Origin of the sequence: Lentilactobacillus senioris, assembly GCF_026798195.1 — a bacterium.
Classification (GTDB): domain Bacteria; phylum Bacillota; class Bacilli; order Lactobacillales; family Lactobacillaceae; genus Lentilactobacillus; species Lentilactobacillus senioris_A.
The window spans coordinates 321530-338028 of the sequence record NZ_JAPQEZ010000003.1 but is presented as its reverse complement, the minus strand read 5'-3'; the positions used below and the strand labels follow the sequence as shown (position 1 = coordinate 338028).

Annotated in this window: 22 protein-coding genes, 1 tRNA gene and 1 pseudogene; 15 read left to right on the top strand and 9 right to left on the bottom strand. The window is 36.7% G+C overall.

Annotated elements, in window-relative coordinates; genetic code table 11:
• The 3 genes from pgmB to mscL all read right to left on the bottom strand — a co-directional run bounded on the left by pgmB (window position 1) and on the right by mscL (window position 3910).
• Window positions 1–672: a beta-phosphoglucomutase gene (gene pgmB, locus OXT66_RS05945; RefSeq protein WP_268596471.1), complete on the bottom strand. Its 672-nt coding sequence runs from the start codon at window positions 670–672 to the stop codon at window positions 1–3.
• Window positions 673–689: 17 nt separating this feature from the next.
• Window positions 690–3407, bottom strand: a complete 2718-nt coding sequence (locus OXT66_RS05940; RefSeq protein WP_268596470.1) for a glycoside hydrolase family 65 protein — start codon at window positions 3405–3407, stop codon at window positions 690–692.
• Between the two features lie 125 nt (window positions 3408–3532).
• Window positions 3533–3910 carry a large-conductance mechanosensitive channel protein MscL gene (gene mscL, locus OXT66_RS05935; RefSeq protein WP_268596469.1) on the bottom strand — a complete coding sequence of 126 codons (378 nt, stop codon included), beginning with the start codon at window positions 3908–3910 and terminating at the stop codon, window positions 3533–3535.
• Window positions 3911–4045: 135 nt separating this feature from the next.
• Between mscL and OXT66_RS05930 the strand changes: the two genes are divergently transcribed.
• The 6 genes from OXT66_RS05930 to OXT66_RS05905 all read left to right on the top strand — a co-directional run bounded on the left by OXT66_RS05930 (window position 4046) and on the right by OXT66_RS05905 (window position 8863).
• Window positions 4046–4294, top strand: coding sequence for a hypothetical protein (locus tag OXT66_RS05930; RefSeq protein ID WP_268596468.1), 249 nt, complete (start codon window positions 4046–4048; stop codon window positions 4292–4294).
• Window positions 4272–6125: a S53 family peptidase gene (locus OXT66_RS05925; protein WP_268596467.1), complete on the top strand. Its 1854-nt coding sequence runs from the start codon at window positions 4272–4274 to the stop codon at window positions 6123–6125. The genes OXT66_RS05930 and OXT66_RS05925 overlap by 23 nt, the downstream gene beginning before the upstream one ends.
• Before the next feature lie 32 nt (window positions 6126–6157).
• Window positions 6158–6841, top strand: a complete 684-nt coding sequence (locus tag OXT66_RS05920) for a CPBP family intramembrane glutamic endopeptidase (RefSeq protein WP_268596466.1) — start codon at window positions 6158–6160, stop codon at window positions 6839–6841.
• A 107-nt stretch (window positions 6842–6948) separates the two neighbouring features.
• Complete coding sequence (locus OXT66_RS05915) at window positions 6949–7980, top strand: DUF1002 domain-containing protein (protein ID WP_268596465.1); 1032 nt, start codon at window positions 6949–6951, stop codon at window positions 7978–7980.
• An 80-nt stretch (window positions 7981–8060) separates the two neighbouring features.
• Entirely contained in the window at window positions 8061–8753 is a 693-nt protein-coding gene (locus tag OXT66_RS05910) for a hypothetical protein (RefSeq protein ID WP_268596464.1), read from the top strand.
• A 26-nt stretch (window positions 8754–8779) separates the two neighbouring features.
• Window positions 8780–8863: transfer RNA gene (locus OXT66_RS05905), tRNA-Leu, on the top strand.
• A 176-nt stretch (window positions 8864–9039) separates the two neighbouring features.
• Here the strand turns inward: OXT66_RS05905 and OXT66_RS05900 are convergent.
• The 5 genes and pseudogenes from OXT66_RS05900 to OXT66_RS05880 all read right to left on the bottom strand — a co-directional run bounded on the left by OXT66_RS05900 (window position 9040) and on the right by OXT66_RS05880 (window position 12426).
• Window positions 9040–10176 (bottom strand): tyrosine-type recombinase/integrase, encoded by a 1137-nt coding sequence (locus OXT66_RS05900; RefSeq protein WP_268596463.1) that lies wholly within the window; start codon window positions 10174–10176, stop codon window positions 9040–9042.
• 330 nt (window positions 10177–10506) lie between these two features.
• Window positions 10507–10704 (bottom strand): annotated as a pseudogene (locus tag OXT66_RS05895) (hypothetical protein); the annotation flags it as partial.
• Between the two features lie 17 nt (window positions 10705–10721).
• Entirely contained in the window at window positions 10722–11426 is a 705-nt protein-coding gene (locus OXT66_RS05890) for a hypothetical protein (protein WP_268596462.1), read from the bottom strand.
• 156 nt (window positions 11427–11582) lie between these two features.
• A complete protein-coding gene (locus OXT66_RS05885) occupies window positions 11583–11996 on the bottom strand; it encodes an ImmA/IrrE family metallo-endopeptidase (protein ID WP_268596461.1) in 414 nt (137 codons plus the stop codon).
• Window positions 11986–12426 carry a helix-turn-helix domain-containing protein gene (locus tag OXT66_RS05880; protein ID WP_268596460.1) on the bottom strand — a complete coding sequence of 147 codons (441 nt, stop codon included), beginning with the start codon at window positions 12424–12426 and terminating at the stop codon, window positions 11986–11988. The genes OXT66_RS05885 and OXT66_RS05880 overlap by 11 nt, the downstream gene beginning before the upstream one ends.
• A gap of 144 nt (window positions 12427–12570) precedes the next feature.
• On the opposite strand from OXT66_RS05880, the gene OXT66_RS05875 reads away from it, so the two are divergent.
• The gene (locus tag OXT66_RS05875; protein WP_268596459.1) at window positions 12571–12837 is read left to right on the top strand and encodes a helix-turn-helix transcriptional regulator; all 267 of its coding nucleotides are present in this window, start codon (window positions 12571–12573) and stop codon (window positions 12835–12837) included.
• An 11-nt stretch (window positions 12838–12848) separates the two neighbouring features.
• Window positions 12849–12983 (top strand): hypothetical protein, encoded by a 135-nt coding sequence (locus OXT66_RS05870; RefSeq protein WP_268596458.1) that lies wholly within the window; start codon window positions 12849–12851, stop codon window positions 12981–12983.
• Between the two features lie 261 nt (window positions 12984–13244).
• On the opposite strand, the gene OXT66_RS05865 is transcribed toward OXT66_RS05870, so the two are convergent.
• Window positions 13245–13496: a hypothetical protein gene (locus tag OXT66_RS05865; protein WP_268596457.1), complete on the bottom strand. Its 252-nt coding sequence runs from the start codon at window positions 13494–13496 to the stop codon at window positions 13245–13247.
• A 138-nt stretch (window positions 13497–13634) separates the two neighbouring features.
• On the opposite strand from OXT66_RS05865, the gene OXT66_RS05860 reads away from it, so the two are divergent.
• From OXT66_RS05860 to OXT66_RS05830, 7 genes are all read left to right on the top strand, one after another.
• Window positions 13635–14099, top strand: a complete 465-nt coding sequence (locus OXT66_RS05860; protein WP_268596456.1) for a helix-turn-helix domain-containing protein — start codon at window positions 13635–13637, stop codon at window positions 14097–14099.
• Window positions 14100–14102: 3 nt separating this feature from the next.
• Window positions 14103–14435, top strand: coding sequence for a DUF771 domain-containing protein (locus OXT66_RS05855; RefSeq protein ID WP_268596455.1), 333 nt, complete (start codon window positions 14103–14105; stop codon window positions 14433–14435).
• A gap of 261 nt (window positions 14436–14696) precedes the next feature.
• Complete coding sequence (locus OXT66_RS05850; protein ID WP_268596454.1) at window positions 14697–14828, top strand: hypothetical protein; 132 nt, start codon at window positions 14697–14699, stop codon at window positions 14826–14828.
• The gene (locus tag OXT66_RS05845; protein ID WP_268596453.1) at window positions 14825–15004 is read left to right on the top strand and encodes a hypothetical protein; all 180 of its coding nucleotides are present in this window, start codon (window positions 14825–14827) and stop codon (window positions 15002–15004) included. The genes OXT66_RS05850 and OXT66_RS05845 overlap by 4 nt, the downstream gene beginning before the upstream one ends.
• Window positions 14992–15465 carry a hypothetical protein gene (locus OXT66_RS05840; RefSeq protein WP_268596452.1) on the top strand — a complete coding sequence of 158 codons (474 nt, stop codon included), beginning with the start codon at window positions 14992–14994 and terminating at the stop codon, window positions 15463–15465. The genes OXT66_RS05845 and OXT66_RS05840 overlap by 13 nt, the downstream gene beginning before the upstream one ends.
• On the top strand, window positions 15465–16127 hold the full coding sequence (locus OXT66_RS05835) for an ERF family protein (protein ID WP_268596451.1): 663 nt from the start codon (window positions 15465–15467) through the stop codon (window positions 16125–16127). The genes OXT66_RS05840 and OXT66_RS05835 overlap by 1 nt, the downstream gene beginning before the upstream one ends.
• Window positions 16124–16498 (top strand): single-stranded DNA-binding protein, encoded by a 375-nt coding sequence (locus tag OXT66_RS05830; protein ID WP_268596450.1) that lies wholly within the window; start codon window positions 16124–16126, stop codon window positions 16496–16498. Before OXT66_RS05835 ends, OXT66_RS05830 begins: the two co-directional genes overlap by 4 nt.
• Window position 16499: the final 1 nt, after the last annotated feature.

Sequence of the window (16499 nt, the reverse complement as noted above, 5' to 3'; positions counted from 1 at the left end):
TTAGTCCATAGCTTTTTGAATGTTAGCCAATGTTAATTCTTTAGTATCTGGAAAAACGATATCCGCTTCGTGGAGTAACTTGGCAGAACCAATTCCAACAGAAGTTTCACCAGCACCATTAATGGCTTCGACACCTGCTGCGGCATCCTCCACACCAATACATTGTGCGGGATTAAGATTTAATGCTTCAGCCCCTTTAACGTAGATTTCTGGATCGGGTTTACCCTTAGAAAGGGTAGCAGGGTCCACGATAGTTGGAAAATAATCGGTTAAGTCCAACTTACCTAATACCCGAGGGCCATTTTTAGAAGCGGAAGCTAAGGCAATTGCATAATGATTAGCTCTTAAACTATCTAAAAATTCTTTGATTCCTGGTAAAATATCAGCCGGAGTCATTTGGTCAACAAGGGCTAGGTAGTTAGTATTTTTTTCGGTGGCTAAGTCTTCTTTTTCTTCAGCGGAGTAATTATTTGCTAGGCCACCTGCATTAAGAATCATTTCTAGTGAATCCATTCGGCTAACACCCTTTAAGCCGTCTTCAAGATCTTGAGACCAAGGAGCTCCTACCTTATCGGCTAATTGATGCCAAGCTTGGGTGTGAAACCGAGCCGTGTCCGTAATAACGCCATCTAGATCGAAAATAAATCCCTTAATATCATTGAATTTAGCCATAATTATTCCTCCAATATTTATTTGTATTTAATAGTCACTGGTTTATTTTTGGTTAAGTTGTAGTTGGTACCTCCCACAATTACCTGACTATCTTGATTGGCTGTAACTATAACTTTATGGTGATCAATTTGATATTGATACCAAATTCCACGTACCTGTTCTTTAAACTTAATGTTGGTCCAATTTTGTGGCAGGTGAGGGGTAATTGTAATAGTTTTGCCGGTAACGTTCACACCACCATAATTTCTAGTCTCAATTTGTAACGTAGCTCCCATAACACCTAAATGAATCCCTTCTGCAGTAGTTCCACCTTGAATATCATAGTAGTCTGAGAACAGGGCCGTTGAGAATAGGTGCCAAGACTGATCCATATTATTGTCAATTTCGTCTAAGACTGAATAAACAATTCTAGACAGTGTGGAACCATGTGTGGTTCTGTCTAAATAGAAGCGTAAGTTTTTAGAATAGTAGTCAGCAGGAAGTTCATAACCCAGATCTCTAATAATGGTTTCTACATCTGATTTGGGAATTTCATAGTAAGCCATTAATGTATCAGCTTGTTTAGCCACTTGATAAGCATCTGGTGTTTTACCTTCACCTTTAAGAAGTCGATCAATTCTGGAGATATCACCATATTTTTGCCGGTAAGCTTCAAAATTTAACCTGGACAGTTTGAAGTAACCTTGAAATTGGCCAATAATACCATCTTCATTGACATCTAAACGTAATTTGTGACTAATTTGGTTCATTTGATTCCTTAATTCTGGACTAATATCTGCCTTTTGAGCTGCAGTATGAATAATGTCGGGATCAATTTGTTGGAGTAACTGCTTCATTTTGGTAAATAACCACGATACCATAATGTTGGTGTAGGCATTGTTGGTTAAACCACGTTCATCACTGTTAGGATATTCTTCATGAAATTCATCTGGTCCCATCACTTCCTTGATATCAAAACGGTCAGCTTTTTTATCATAGCTAGTCATGCTAACCCAGAATTGACAAATGGAAAGTAACATTTCTAAACCATAATCTTTCATAAATTGCTTATCGCCAGTAATATTACAATAGGCCAAAATATTATAAGCAACAGAGATAGATACATGACGTTGTAAGCGACTGTTATCAGGATCCCAAGCGTTATTGACTGGATTTAAATGAACAAATTGAGATTGTTCATCACCATACATTCCGGATTGCCAAGGGTACATCGCTCCCTTTTTATTTTCTGATTGAGCGTATTTACGTGCAGCAGTTAGTCGACGATATCGATAGAGGAGAGCTTGTCTAGTGATTTCTGGATAATGAAGATCATAATAGGGCAAGACAAACATTTCGTCCCAGAAGATATGTCCCCGGTATGCCTCACCATGTAACCCCCGAGCACCAACTGAGGCATCTAATTGGCCAGACTGTAAAGCCGAGGCCGTTACGAAGAGATGATAGATATTAACCCGGGTTAATTTTTGACTAGTAATATCGTTACCAATTTGGATATCAGAAGTATTCCACAAGTTTTGCCAATATTTAGTGCTATCAGCTAAGGTATCAGCAAAGGAAGCCTGGCTTAGATCATCAGTGGCTAATTGTTCTAAGTTACCATTAGATTCCAGGCTGGTAAAAATGCTGACATCTTTGGTAACGGTGTAGGTTTGACCAGGTTGCACATTTAAATCAATGGTTTGAGTAATTTTTTGCTCGGTAGTAGTGGCAGTGACAGCATCGGTTGTAACCATTTCATCACCCGTAACCTTAGAATTAATGGCAAACTGAATTTTAGACGTTTTAGTTTGGCCACTTAGTGAGATTGCATTTTCATGAGCAGCCATTCCAGTAATGTCTAGGTGATGTTGATCAAAATCTTGATAACGTTCCACGTTACCGTTAATTACTTGACCATCAATGGCTGAATAAATTTGGAGACTACCGGCAAAATTAAGAGGCTTTATTTCGTATTTAATGGCAAATCGATGCCAATTGGTCATATTAGCAGCCTTGGTGGCTCTAATTTCTAATAATTGGCCAGTACTTAGTTGAAGATTCATAGTAGTGGTTAGCGTTCCCGTTTTTAAGTCCAGGCTGCGATAAATATCTGAGATGTCGGCAGGAGCAATTGTAAACGGCTTTTGATGATCAACTCCAAAACTAATAAATTGACTATTGGGCAGATTAACTAGGTCTTCATTAATAACGTCACGACCATTGATCTTGGTAGTTAATTGGTTGAACATACCTGCTATGTACATGCCGGGATAATTATCGGCATCTGCATTAGCCTCAACGTAAGCACCGCGTAAACCAAAGAAACCATTTCCAATTGTTAACATAGCTTCTTGACCGTAATTGCGCTTACCAGAATATTCTCCGTAGTAATCTAAATGCCATTTTAAATAGTCAGCTTTTTGCTGAACGGCTTTGGCTAAACCATATTTATCAATGGCTGTTAAACTAACGGTAGGGACGTTTAACATGTTAGCTAACGCTAAACCAATATCGATTCTTTGATGATTAATTCCTATAACCGTATCGGAAAAAGAATAGTTCAGTGAATTTTCGATGATGGCAGCGTCAATTGGTAATCCGGTTAAAACGGATTTGATATTTTCTAAATTATCACCAATTGAAAGCTGATCGTTATAAGCAATGACAAATTTACGAAAGGGAGCTTGATTATTATTTTCTGAATAATTTAACTCTAAAGCTCCATCACGTGTCCTGATTGCAAATGTTTTCATGCAATTAACCCCCTTGTTATTTAAGAAGTTAAGTCTTCTGTCCCAATCTTAAATCAATGTGAAAATAAGCGCAATTAATTAGTATTTGAAATAAAAAAGCCACCTAAAATGTAGGTGGCTGAAAATTATTTATTGGATTGATCTTGATTTTTTAATAGTTCTCTAATGTCAGAGAGAATACTTTCGGTAGTTTCTGGTGAAACCGGTTCTTCTTTTTTAGGCATTAAGGAATTAATGGCTTTAACTAAGAGAAAAACAACGAAGGCAATAATTAAGAAATTAATAATGGCATTAATAAATAATCCGTATTTAAATGTTGCATCACCAACTTTAAATACTAAGTTGGATAGGTCAATTTTACCCAAGAACAAACCGATCAAAGGGTTAATTAAGTTATTAGTAAGCGAAGTAACTATGGCAGTAAAAGCACTCCCAATAATAACCCCGACTGCTAAATCAATAACGTTGCCGCGGGCAATGAATTCTTTAAATTCTTTTAACACAATAACTCCTCCAATGTTACAAAATATTTTTTTGATGTCATATATATTAAACACTGAAAATAACTCTATAACAACAGTCTTTTTTAAGACAGCTATGGTAAGATACATATGAATAATATGTGTGAGAGTGAAAAGATGAAAAAATGGGGTTTGCCTGTAGCAGTAGTGGTTTCACTATTGTTAGTATTAATAATGATTTACGTTACTATCAATTTTGATATTGGTATGTTGATGTTTATTTTGATATGGTTACTAATAATTGGGGTTATTCGGGTAATCTTCACCCCAATTTTGATTCACATTTTTATGAAAATTGATAGAAAAAAAGAATTAGTTGCTAAACAACAGGGAGATGACGGGGATGAAAAAACAGACAGGCTTTAAACTAGTAGCGACAGCCTTTTTGACGCTAATTACCTTAACCGGAGCAGAAATGACTGCTAGCGCTAAAACCACCTATAAGGCGGTAAGTGCTTCTAAAAGTCAGTTAGTAGATATTGTACTAAAACCTAAGAGCCAGTCTGCCATGGGGAGTTATGCTTATCAAGTGGTTACTCCAAGTAGTAAAAATTATCATAAATACCTTACTTCTCAACAAGTAGCTAATAAGTACGGTCAATCTACTACTAAAGTAAATGCGATAAAAAAATACCTTAAAAAATATCATTTAAGTGCCGGAGTTTATAGAGGTAACCTGGTAATGACAGTAAAGGGTTCCACTAAAAATATTGAACGAGCATTTAAGGTAAAACTGTATAATGTTAAATCACATGGCAATTCTTATCAAAAGGCTAAGGGGACACCTAAATTACCTGCTAAATTACAAAAAAGTACGATGGCTATTTTTGGTTTATCTAACTATGGATCAATGTCTGATAGCGTAAGAGCTAAAACCAAGGGGCAATATCAACCACAAGTGATTCATAAACGTGCCACCAGTATTACTAGCTCAGATTCTCCACAGAAATTTATTGCCCAATACAATTTAGATGGTCTATATAACAATGGTAATGCAGGCAATAATCGAACTATGGGGATTATTACTTTTGCTAACTTCCATCCTAGTGATGCTACTAAATATTGGCGTAGTGAAAATATTCCAGCCAAAAAAAATCGAATTAGTATTTACCGGACAAATGGTTATAAAGGCAGCTGGTATGGTTATGATGAATCCACTATGGATGTAGAGCAAGCTGGTGCTATTGCTCCTAAAGCTAATATTAGAGCCTACGTTGGTCGTTCGGACGTGACAGGAATGGTAAACTCTGTTGCTGCGGCCGTTGGTGAAAATAAAGTTGATACTCTTTCAATTAGCTGGGGACAAAGTGAACAACAGGTAGCTTCTGAAATCAAATTAGGTACTACTCCTAAACAGTATAATCAAATTATGAATATGCTATACGCACAAGCCGCAGTACAAGGCATCAGTGTCTTCACAGCTAGTGGTGATAGCGGAGCCTATGATGGTATTCAAGAAGGCCAATTTCCCGCTCTAAATGTTGATATGCCAGCTAGTTCTCCATATGTAACCGCAGTCGGAGGAACGACGTTACCGAACTATTATCAGGTGGACGGTAAAACGGTCAAAATTACTAAAGAACGAGCATGGTCATCTGATTTCTTGTACCCTAATTATAAAAAACAGGAATTTTTCTCTAAGTCTGCTAAGTTAGCAAGCTATTTCACCGGAACCGGTGGTGGGTTTAGTCGCTATAATCAAACTCCTAAATATCAGCGTGGAGTTAGCGGTGTCGGAACTTTTGCTGCTACGCAACTTTGGCAAATTAAGTCTGGTAACATTTACCTACTAAAAGCCGCTAAAAATGTTAGTGGTAATAAAGAAGGACGAAATGTTCCTGATTTGAGTGTCAATGCTGATCCTAATACTGGTTATAGCACTTACATTAGCTCGGCTTCTAAAGCAGGGAAAAACGGTCAATGGTATATCGCTGGTGGAACTAGTATTGCGGCACCTCAAGTGGCGGCAGCTAGTGCCGTAATGAGTAGTAATACCAAAACCAGATTAGGTTTTTGGAATCCACAAATTTATCGGTTCGCTGAAGCTAGTGGATCACCTTTTACCGTATTAGATAGTAGAACTAATAATTCTAATTTGTATTACACGGGTCAACCCGGTAAAAAATATAATCAGGCTACGGGACTAGGGACTGTTGATTTCACTAAGTTATTACAAAAATTCAAGTCACAAAAATAAGGGCGCAAGCTCTTTTTTATTTAAGGAGAATTATGAAAGTTAAGTCTTGGAGTTTTAGTATCCGATTCATGGTGTTAATCGGATTATTAATCGTCGTTGCGATGGTACAATTACCTGTACAAATCATTGCATTAAAATCGATGAATAATATGGCTAATTTATTTTTAGGAATTATCTATCTTTTGGGATTCGGGTTAGCTGTTTGGTTTGCTTATTGGGCTTTTCGCCAGGTTCGTCAAATTCCTAAATCACCAATGGTTGTTAAAGATTTTCAAACGATTTTATTAACTTGGTTACTATTTATGGTAGTTCAAATTGGATTGGGAATGATAAACCAGTTATTCTATCAACAAACACAAACTAGTAACAACCAAGCAATTATCCAAATTTTAAAAAGTAATCATTGGGCGTTGTGGTTGATGGCATGCTCGGCAGTTGTTTTCTCCCCAGTGTTAGAAGAACTAATTTTTAGAGGATATTTAATTAATGCTTTTTTCAGTGAAAAAACAAAATGGTGGGGAATTTTTACTAGTGGGGTACTATTTTCTTTAGGTCATCAACAGGGATTTAACGTAATTAGCTTTTTAATCTACGCTTCGTTAGGGTGGTTATTATCCTATACTTATGTAAAAACGCAGAAAATTCAAGTTTCTATTGGAGTGCACGCTCTCAATAATTTATTTGCAATGGGAATCATGATTTTAACCGTGCATTAGATTCATCATTTTTTCTTAACGGGGATTAAGAATCGTTAAGGAATAGCACAAATTTATATTAGAATGCTAAACTTAAGGACAAATTTCAGTAATAGCGAGGGTTAATTATGAAAAAAACAAATGCACTTTTAATTATGGTGGCAGTGCTAGGAATTGGTACTGCAGTAGCTAAACCAGTTCATGCGGCTTTGACCACTAATAGTTCTGAAAGTACTACTGCCACTTCTGATTCTAGTAGTTCGGATAGTACAGAAGCTGTTCAAACCAAAGCACTGACCAGTCCATACGTAGTTTACGGTGCAGGATTAGCATCAGAAGACAAAGACCAAATCAAAGAAACACTAGGAGTAAGTTCTAACTATAAATCTTTAACTGCGACTGGTTCTGATTATGCTAAGTATATTAACAGCGCTGGAACTACCGATGCTAGCATGATCAGTTCAGTAGCATTGGCACCAGCTGATCCTGGTACGGGAGTTAAGGTTAATATTGAAAAATTTAACGGCCAAGATAATATTACGGAAGTAACTTCTCAGCAGTATGCTATGGTAGCAACAATGGCAGGAGTTAACGATGTTATTATTACCGTTACCGCTAACAAATCGGTTTCTGGTGAATCAGCCTTAACCGGGGTTTATGAGGCATTGGCTGCCGATGGCATTTCGTTAGATAATCAAAATACTCAAGCTGCCAACGGGGTTTTAGATGCTACCCAATCAGCAATCGATCAAAATAGTAGTGATGACAAGTATCCTGGTAAATTGATGGGAGCTGTCGGAAACGTTTCTTCTGAATTAGCTGAAGACCACCAAAAAAATGGTGACTATGCAACTAATGAAGAAATTAAGCAAATGTTAGAAGACGAATTAGATAAGCAGGGCATTAAGAGCGATACTTCTGTAACTGTAATTAATAATATTGTGGTAGCGTTAGCTAACGTACAAAAAGCACCAGTATCTAACACTAAGTCCTACGTTAAAAATGCTTCTAAAGTGGCCGATGAAATCTCTAACTCGGTTGGGGATAAGATGGCGGATTTAAGTGATTTCGCCAACAGTGAAGACGCAAAAAAAGCAGAAGGGTTCTTAGCTAACATTTGGAATAGTATCGTTTCCTTCTTCCAAAATCTGTTTAACTAAAGGCGTCGTTCGTTTCTCTAAGTACCAAGTGTTGTATACTAATTATAAGATAATTATTTACTTCCAAAGGGGAGCTTAGAATGAGAAAAATTGAACACAAAGTAAGCATTTGGTTTTACATTGTTACGGTTTTATCCATGGCCTGGTATGTTGGCTATTATGGTTGGTTTTATAGTCAAGAAAAGCCGAAGTTCCATGATCAAAAGTTGTTGTTAATGGAGGTAGGGGCTGGTATTTTAATTGCCACCTTACCGTTTGTAATGGAAAAATTGGGCGGATTTTATTTTCCTGAAGTCGAGTTAGTCTTTTTCTATATTTTCCTGTACTTATCCATTTTCTTAGGGTCAGGAATGCAGTTCTACAGTGTGCCCTACTGGGACAAGTATGAACATCTATTCTCAGCAGTGATGCTTGCTGGGCTAGGGTTTGGAATTTTTAATGTTTTAGGAGCTGGACGCCAAAAAGCTCGAACTGAACCACTATTGATGAGCTTTTTTGCCTTTACTTTCGGCACTACACTGGGAGTCTTTTGGGAATTTTATGAATTCACAATGGATGGTTTAGCTAACTTAAACCTACAGCGTTACATGGAAGCAGGACACATGTTAGTGGGAAGAGCGGCACTGATGGATACCATGGGTGACTTAATTGCCGACGTAAGCGGATCTTTATTGATGGCGTTAATTGGGTATATCATTATGAAAATTGATCCAAGTAAAATTAGTGCGTTGGTCTTTAAGTCTAAAAAGATAAGTATCTTTTCAAATCTTTAAAATTGGGGTATAATTATTCTATTGTTGCCCCGATGGCGGAATTGGCAGACGCGCAGCGTTCAGGTCGCTGTTTGAGTAATCGAGTACAGGTTCGAATCCTGCTCGGGGCATTATAGAATGAATTAAAAGACTTTAGAAAAGCAAAAGAACCTTATCAAACGTTGATTTGATAGGGTTCTTTTATTTTTGCCATTATTTAAAATACATAAGAAAACATAAGAACATAAAAAAAGTTTGGACATTACTGGGACATTTTTTTCGAAAGTTTGTGAAAAAACAATGTATCTTAAATTGCTTCCTTTTTATCACTATCTTTCTGCAGTAATCCATCAAGAGCTTTTTCCACGAGATCATCTTGTTGATTTTTATATTCTTCTACAAGATAGCCATAATCATCCATAGTTTCGGAAATTGAAGCATGACCCAATCTTTTAGAAATAACATAAATATCTACTTGTTTAGAAAGTAAATAAGCAACGTGAGCATGACGTAATGAATGAAAATGAAATCCTCGCTTGATAATACCTAGTTTTTTAAGAGTATCTCTCAGAGTTTTATTAACTCCATCAGGACTGGGTAAAATTCCATTTTCATCTACAAATACTAAATTTTTGCCACTTACATCATGATTTTGTTTTAATTGTTTAATAACATTGAGTAGCAGGGGATCAGTTCTAATCTTCCTAACTGATGTGGGCGTTTTGGTCTTACCAAAATCTTTCTTTTTCTTATAGTCCCAACTTTTAGTGATGGATATAGTTTTAAAGTTAAAATTAATGTCGTCCCAAGTTAGAGCAAGTATCTCTCCAATTCTAGCCCCAGTTAAAAGCCCAGTTAATATTATTTGTTTGGTGCTATATTTTGGATATGATTTTTCGTTTAAATAAGATGCTAATTGCTGAATTTCGTTTAGGTTTAAATATTCAACTTTTCTTATTTTATCTTCGTTATACGTTAGGACAACTGATTCCGTAAAATCTTTGTAAATTATGTCGTCCAGAATAGCATTCTTAATACAACTTCTTATTATTGAGTTAATTTTATGGACTGTATCTTTAGCATGAGTAGATCCATAATCATTAATGAATTTTTGGTAGATTACTCTGTTAATATCTTTAAGGAGTGCATTCCCGAAATATTTATTCAGTTGTCTAGCGATAACCTCATAACGCATGATAGTTATATATGAAAGCGATGGTGCTTTATACGTTTTGTACCATTTTTCAAAGTACTCTACAAAAGTATATTTCTTAATATCAACATTTTTACCTTTAGCGTCATCTATAATTAATCCACTAGAAAACACTTCGGCTTCTTTCTTAGTTCTAAATCCACCTTTTTCGATCCTTTTTAGATTTCCATACATATCTTTATATGAAACTCTCACTTGCCATGTTTTCCCACGTTTGCGGTAACTAGCCATACTATCATCTCCAATCGTTAAGTTTTATTGTTGAAATTAACGTCTATTTGTGGGGTACATATGTTCTTTTGCGGTTAAAAATAAAACCCCAAAATAGGGGAATTCCCGCCAGCAGAATCGAACTGCTGCCAGTCACCAGAGCGGGGAAGTTTAGCTAAACATTTTGTATAAGCAGAATAGGGTAACAATCAGGAATCCCCAAAAGTTATCCATACCAGCCCAGAAGAAAGAAATAACCACGAAGATGGCTCCGAATCCCCAAAGTATTTGACGATTAGAGAAAGAAACATTATTTTCAGTATTTTCTATTCGTTGGGACTTAGCGGGTTGCTTAAAAGTATCAAAAACGGAAGTAGTGGTTTTGTTATAAACCTTGTTATACATAGCTTTTTTAGGATTAGTAATCATGCCAGTCCCTTTTTTACCATAGTAGGGGTTCATAGCCCGCTTTAGTCTACGTTTGTATTTACCAGTAGTCCTAGCAGCTAACGACTTTTTAAAACTAGGTTTACGATAACCAACTTTCATTTTTAATACCTCCAAAATTAATCAGTCCACTTAAAATCTGATTCATCAGTTAATTTGCTGTGACCAATTCTATTACCATTATAGTAAATATTGGTATTAGTAAAGCCTGGATCTTCAGAAAGGTTTTTATCCATAAATAGGAATTCGGATGTACCGAAGTTTTGAGCACTATTAATTACAGATTTCCGTTCTTTTTCATTTAGGGTTAAAAATTCGCTTGTGACATCAACTTGGAACCCTCTATTTTTAACGTATTCAGTAGTATCTACAAATGCAGACCATGCATAAGCTTCTACTGTTTCGGCATCTTGTTGGTCAGACGATAGTTCTTTAGCTAATCCAGCGTTATATTTACTAATTTCTTGATCGTTCATATCATCAAATAGCTCAATGACGGTTTTTCCTTCACTGTCTAATTTTTTCTTATCAGCCTGCTTCTTAGATTCAGCTTTAGCCTGAGATTCCTGCTTAACTTTTTTCTTAGAAGTTGATTTATCTTTTTTCTGAGTTTCTTGTCTATCTTCAGCAGATTGTTTATTTTTTCCTTCAGGTGTAATTGAATATAAATTATAAAATACAAAAGCGCCGATTAAAGAAATAAGAGCTGCTTTCCCAAGCCATTGAGGCTTATCGGGATTTTTACGTTTAATAAGCCACCAAATTCCAAAAATAAATAAAGCGATCGAAAATATTCCAAAAACAAAATCTAAAAATCCTGCCATGGCGAACCTCCAATGTTCCGGCCCCTCAACCGGTTGATGTTATAGCTTTTAATGAGATTCAATAATTTTGCTCATGAATATAATTAATGGGATATAGTATATTTGTTCACATGCTTTACTAAATAAAAAACCGAATTAACGGTTGGCTATTCATGTTTATAAACTAGGGTATCCATATGTATGAACAAGGTCCATCCAGTTATCCGGAACGTGTCCATGTTCTTCCATATAAAACTGCCCTAACAAGCTGACAGCAAATTTATCAGCCTGAACCTCATAGTGAGTGGATGCAAATTTGCTTGACACATAGTAAGCCTGCATGTCAGCATGTTCGATTGCATGACCTAATTCATGTGCGCACACAAAGTAGCGCTGGTTAGAATACTTTAAGCTATCAGCCAGTAAAATAATAGGGCGTCCAAAGAAGTCGATAGTGTCGCCCAATGGCTTTTCATCAAAAGGGCGATATTGAATATCAATGTTAAGTTTTTCGGCAATTCGGAATGGATCAAATGTATTAAAGTGTTTGCCTAAAAATTTAACTAAATTGACCAAATCCTTATCGTTCATTCTTCTTTCTTTCCTTTTCAAGTTCTTCCCAGAAAACCTGAGTGATAATTTGATCCACGCGCTCACGCTGCTCTTTACTTAAATCCATTCCTTTGTAGGTCATCTGACCATTGGTTGCTAAGAAATCGTGCAAATCGTTAATGTCTTTCTCGGTAGCCCAAGATGGAACGTTGTTATCTATAGTTTCTGATAAACCAGCTAAATTTAAAATGGTAGATTCATCTACGCGAAGACCTTTAGCCATTCTTTTCAATGTAGATATTTTAGGTATATTTCGCTCTCCTCGCTCCACTAGAGACCAGTAGGAAGGGGAAATTACGGGCATATCATCTATCTTAGATTGATTGGATACTTGACGTAGTGAATAGCCTTTTTGATTTCTTATTTCTTTAATTTTTATTCCAAATTTTTTAGGATCTATGTTTTCCATATATATCAACCCTTCCCGTATGTAAAGTATAACAAAAGTTAAAATTATTTAAACGCTTTGTACAACTTTTTTACAAAAAACGTTGACAAAAGTTATACAGGGATTTATACTTAATTCATCAAGTAAAGGGAGGTGAGTTGCTTAATGGATAAAAAAGTAACTGCCAAGCTATTCATAAAAGACAATGAACAAATTCAAAGTCTTATGATTTCACAAGGGCTAGGAAATACTGAGCTTGCAAAATCAGCTGGCGTTACGGCTAGCTATATTTCTTCAATAATCAATGGTAAAAAGAGTGTCGGAAGAAGAACCGCTTTTAAAATTTCTAAGAAATTAGGGGTTACTATCGACGATATTTTTTTTAAACGTTTTGTTGACAAAAGTTATACAGAGGATATGCAACCCAGCTAGGAGGTGATCTAATGACTACGAAAAATGTTTTAGAGCTTCGTCAAGTTTTAATCGATTATACCTACGATTTGACGAAAGAAGTAAAGAGTCCCGAAATGGTTGCAGCCATCTCGGAACTTTACGACACAATCATGAAATACGGCTAGGAGGTGAGGAAATGGATAGCGTATTACAAGTAATCGTGTTGATTCTAAATGTTCTAGTCCTGATTGATATTCTTTGGCAGCGAAGGAATTTTAAATGATGGGAGGTGAAAAAATGGAAGAAACACAAACCATAAAAATTGCCCGCCAGATTGTGGAGATCTTAGCGGACAACGATGTTGATATTTGGAAAGCTAAAAGAATTTTGGAAACCGTTAGTTCTTCATTCGAAAGTTCACCGGTAAGCAAGAAAAGTTTCGAAGACTATTTGGTACCGATAACCATAACTGATACGTCGAATGATGAGTAATGAATGAATTTGTTAACGTCTTGTTTTTCTGAGTTAACATAAGAGATTCTGATTAGAACTTTTGAGTCTGGAACTTGGGCAATACTCATAACTTGAGATCCGTCGGCTAAAAACATTCCCAGTATTTTATCAGAATTAGAAATTTTAGCTAGATTGTAATCATGATTGAAGTCATCAACGACTTGTTTTGCAAAATCTGTATTCATTGTTATCACCTCCTTTGAGACTAATTATCTCATAAGGGGTAACGAATATTAAGTTTTCAACGAACTAAAGGAGGTGATTAACGTTGGAAAACGGAAGGAAACGATTAGCTGATCAGTTAGCTTTAGCTTTAAGTAAAATTGCCTGAGGGTATCCGTAGGAAGGATGTAGCGGATAAGGCGCATTCGACGCAAGCAGCACTTAGCCAGTGGGCAAGTGGTAAACGTAGCGTAGATCCTCATGCTATTAGATTGATTGCACAATACTTACACAACCCAAAGTTGATTTACTCAGCTTCTCGTCAGGAATTTGAAACATTATCTTTCAAAGACGATGGCAAGGTAAAAGATGATCTCTTCGCCGCAACAATCGATCAACAGCAGCAAGAAAAAGAACGTATCGAAATTCAAGCAGCTGCGTTTGCCAGTGCGATTAAGCCTGACAAGCAAAAGACGTCCAAGGATTGGGAAAACATCAATCGTATGAACAAAGAGTTTCCAGAGGAGATTAGCTCAGAGCTAACAATGTGGTTTAGCTGGTGTGTTTACAATCACGAAGACCCAATGGAACTTATTAAAAAAGTTAACGAAAAGATTGGAGGTTAAAAAATGCCGCAAGTTTTAAACGTAACTATGCCGGTTCAAATACCAGATGACTACAAGCTCATTGAGAAATCAGAATATGACGATTTAAAAGCTAATGAAGTTCAAGGGAAGTTATGGACCAAAGAGGATTTACGCGATTTGCTAGGTGGACGGTCATTCGATTGGATTAAAGAGCGAGTTCTATATAATCCTCGACTATCAAAGGACTATGAAGAAATGAAGCGAAATAAATTCATCATCGAGGCTAAAGGTAAAGGCGGCCGCTGGTTGTTTAAAGCTAGTGAAATGAAGAACTTCATTGACCGCAACTGGAATTTAATTAATTGGGAGGCGTAGGTATGTATACATTTTTAGGAGAATTATGTTTGTTCTTGTTCAAGGCATTCATTGCGGTAGCAATCGGCTGGGGACTTCATAAGTATGTATCTCAATACAGTAGTTGGAGGGAATTATTCAATGACACCTTTAAATAAAAGCACAAAAAATACACCAACCGGGTGCAACCGATCGGTGTAGTCAATAACTTTTATAAAAATATTATTACAGTTAATTCTAAGCCAAAATTAACGATTTGGCAACGGCTAGGAGGTCTTCTGCATGTACAACTCCGATAACTACTACAACCAGTTGCTAGAAAAGCATCTCGCTGACCAAGACCTAGATGGTCATGAAGAAGAGCGAGAAGTTGACCACGACGAACACGAATGGGAGGAGCAAAGTGGACGATGATTACTAATTACGATGAACGTATTCAAAAACTCGATGATCGAATTAGCAAGGCTGTAAAGAAGCGTAGCTCTGAAGGCTTTATCGCCGGCTTAATGAATCTGCGTAATCGTGAAGTGATTCTAAAAATTATGAACGAATACCGTCAGAAGGGAGTTTATGAGCTATGGGTAGCTTAGACAACATCGCTTTAGAAATTCAAAATACTAAGTCTGAAATTGGCGACTTAAAGAAACAAAAACAAGCTAAGGAAATGCAATTAGCTGATCTCAAACACGCATTATTGGTTGCTATGAGAGATGAAGAAAAGGTTGAGACTTCAGACTTCATCTTTAGTAAAAAGATGCCTAAGCCGTCTAATCAGACTGCCTACAAGGTATCTACCAAAGTATCAGAAGATGAACAAGAAGAACAGCTTGACTGGGTACGGGTTAACCATCCTGAGCTTCTCAAAGAAGAACTTAAGGTTGATCCTAAACCGATCCGTCAACAGTTAGCTAAAGGGACGTTACACATCGCTAGCAATGGCAAAGTCGTTGATGATAACGGTGAGTTAATCCCCGGTGTTTACGGTGAATTAAAGCCCATTGAAGCTGATTTTAAACCAGTCAAAGAAAGTAGAAAGGTGGCTGCTAAATAATGGCTGACCAAAACTTAATTCAAAAGTTGAGTAGTGCTTCTAGCATGATTAAAGCCGTCAAAAAAGACGGTAACAACAGTTTTCAAAATTACAGATTTCAAAGTGAAGCTGCAATTAAAAGTGCAGTTAAAGCAGCTATCGAATCTGTGGGCATCATGATCATTCCTGATTTTGAAGTTACTGGACAATATGACGTTAAAAACAACAAAGGCAAAAATAACCATTTTGTCGATGTATTAGGAAAGTTCACTATTACTGATGGAAAAGAAACTATCGTGGGTAAGATGCCCGGTAGTGGACAGGATACGGGTGAAAAGGCCATGGCTAAAGCTGCTACTAGTGCTCAGAAATATTTTTACAAGCAGTTATTCAATATTAGTGATCAAGATGAAGATCCCGACGGTGATAACAGCGACCAAGATTTTCAACCCGAACTAGCTAGTGAATCGATTAAAGCTGAATTAATTAGCGAAATCAAATCGTTGTCACTTGCTAATGGTCAAGATGAAAAAACTAATCTTCTCAGGTTGATGAGTGCAGTTAAAGCTGGCAAATGGGATGGCTTAACTCAACAGAAAGCTGAAGCGATGAAGAAACAAATTAATAAAGAAGTTGCTAAGACTATGGCAGAAGATGCTAAAGAAACGGAGACAGCTCAATGAGACAAATAACAATTTCAGGAAATCTAGGAAAAGATCCACAAATTAATACCACTCAAAACGGGATGGAAGTAGCTAACTTTAGTGTTGCAGTTCGTAAGAGTCGCCCAGACGATGGAGGCAATTACGGTACCGATTGGTTCAGATGTTCTGTTTGGGGCAAAAGAGCCGCTACTATCGAACGTTTTTTCCATAAGGGTAGTCACGTAACCGTAACAGGGACATTTGAACTTAGTGAGTACGATGGTAACCCCCAACTTAATGTAAATGTAACTGACTTTGGTTTACCAGATAACAAAACTCAGGCAAGTGATAATCCATTTGACAATGGTGACGATTCAATCGACATCTCAGATGATAATTTGCCATTCTAAT

Coding starts and splice junctions, on each gene's coding strand:
- pgmB (WP_268596471.1), bottom strand. CDS start 672: ATGGCTAAATTCAATGATATTAAGGGATTTATTTTCGATCTAGATGGC.
- OXT66_RS05940 (WP_268596470.1), bottom strand. CDS start 3,407: ATGAAAACATTTGCAATCAGGACACGTGATGGAGCTTTAGAGTTAAAT.
- OXT66_RS05930 (WP_268596468.1), top strand. CDS start 4,046: ATGAAAAAATGGGGTTTGCCTGTAGCAGTAGTGGTTTCACTATTGTTA.
- OXT66_RS05925 (WP_268596467.1), top strand. CDS start 4,272: ATGAAAAAACAGACAGGCTTTAAACTAGTAGCGACAGCCTTTTTGACG.
- OXT66_RS05920 (WP_268596466.1), top strand. CDS start 6,158: ATGAAAGTTAAGTCTTGGAGTTTTAGTATCCGATTCATGGTGTTAATC.
- OXT66_RS05915 (WP_268596465.1), top strand. CDS start 6,949: ATGAAAAAAACAAATGCACTTTTAATTATGGTGGCAGTGCTAGGAATT.
- OXT66_RS05910 (WP_268596464.1), top strand. CDS start 8,061: ATGAGAAAAATTGAACACAAAGTAAGCATTTGGTTTTACATTGTTACG.
- OXT66_RS05900 (WP_268596463.1), bottom strand. CDS start 10,176: ATGGCTAGTTACCGCAAACGTGGGAAAACATGGCAAGTGAGAGTTTCA.
- OXT66_RS05890 (WP_268596462.1), bottom strand. CDS start 11,426: ATGGCAGGATTTTTAGATTTTGTTTTTGGAATATTTTCGATCGCTTTA.
- OXT66_RS05885 (WP_268596461.1), bottom strand. CDS start 11,996: ATGAACGATAAGGATTTGGTCAATTTAGTTAAATTTTTAGGCAAACAC.
- OXT66_RS05880 (WP_268596460.1), bottom strand. CDS start 12,426: ATGGAAAACATAGATCCTAAAAAATTTGGAATAAAAATTAAAGAAATA.
- OXT66_RS05875 (WP_268596459.1), top strand. CDS start 12,571: ATGGATAAAAAAGTAACTGCCAAGCTATTCATAAAAGACAATGAACAA.
- OXT66_RS05870 (WP_268596458.1), top strand. CDS start 12,849: ATGACTACGAAAAATGTTTTAGAGCTTCGTCAAGTTTTAATCGATTAT.
- OXT66_RS05865 (WP_268596457.1), bottom strand. CDS start 13,496: ATGAATACAGATTTTGCAAAACAAGTCGTTGATGACTTCAATCATGAT.
- OXT66_RS05855 (WP_268596455.1), top strand. CDS start 14,103: ATGCCGCAAGTTTTAAACGTAACTATGCCGGTTCAAATACCAGATGAC.
- OXT66_RS05850 (WP_268596454.1), top strand. CDS start 14,697: ATGTACAACTCCGATAACTACTACAACCAGTTGCTAGAAAAGCATCTC.
- OXT66_RS05845 (WP_268596453.1), top strand. CDS start 14,825: ATGATTACTAATTACGATGAACGTATTCAAAAACTCGATGATCGAATT.
- OXT66_RS05840 (WP_268596452.1), top strand. CDS start 14,992: ATGGGTAGCTTAGACAACATCGCTTTAGAAATTCAAAATACTAAGTCT.
- OXT66_RS05835 (WP_268596451.1), top strand. CDS start 15,465: ATGGCTGACCAAAACTTAATTCAAAAGTTGAGTAGTGCTTCTAGCATG.
- OXT66_RS05830 (WP_268596450.1), top strand. CDS start 16,124: ATGAGACAAATAACAATTTCAGGAAATCTAGGAAAAGATCCACAAATT.